General features: G+C 73.3%; 1 protein-coding gene. It reads right to left on the reverse strand.

The window, feature by feature from the left end; genetic code table 11:
* On the reverse strand, positions 1-499 hold a 499-nt coding region (locus tag C7C46_RS32535), incomplete at its 3' end, for a transglycosylase family protein (RefSeq protein ID WP_425470160.1).
* Positions 500-524 lie beyond the last annotated feature (25 nt).

Consider the following 524-nt stretch of genomic DNA (forward strand, 5'->3'; position numbering starts at 1 on the left):
GGGCCGGGGTGGTGTCCTGGACCGGGGCGCTCTGCTTGGCGGCGGGGGCCGGGGTGGAGGTGCTGGTGGTCGTGGTGTCGACCTGGGCCGGGGCGCCGCCCGCGGTCAGGCCGGCCTTGACCGAGCAGACCGGCCAGGCGCCGGGGCCCTGGTCGGCCAGGACCTTCTCGGCGACCGAGATCTGCTGCGCCTTGGACGCCTGGTCGGCGCTGGCCGCGTACTGGGTGCCGCCGTACGCGGCCCAGGTGGACGGGGTGAACTGCAGGCCGCCGGAGAAGCCGTTGCCGGTGCTGATGCCCCAGTTGCCGGTGCTCTCGCACTGCGCGACCGCGTCCCACGTCGAGCTGGACGCGGCCGAGGCCGAGTTGGCCGCCACGAGGCCCGCCACCGGAAGGGCGAGCATCGCGCCGCCCATGACCGCCATGCGGACCCGGTTGCGCTTCTTCGGGGTCTCGGTGACAACGGCGGCGGTGGCGGTGTTCTCGTTACGGAAAGTCAAAGTCATCCCTCTCGACAAGGTCCCG

The sequence above is a fragment of the Streptomyces tateyamensis genome, assembly GCF_003205575.1.
Lineage (GTDB): Bacteria > Actinomycetota > Actinomycetes > Streptomycetales > Streptomycetaceae > Kitasatospora > Kitasatospora tateyamensis.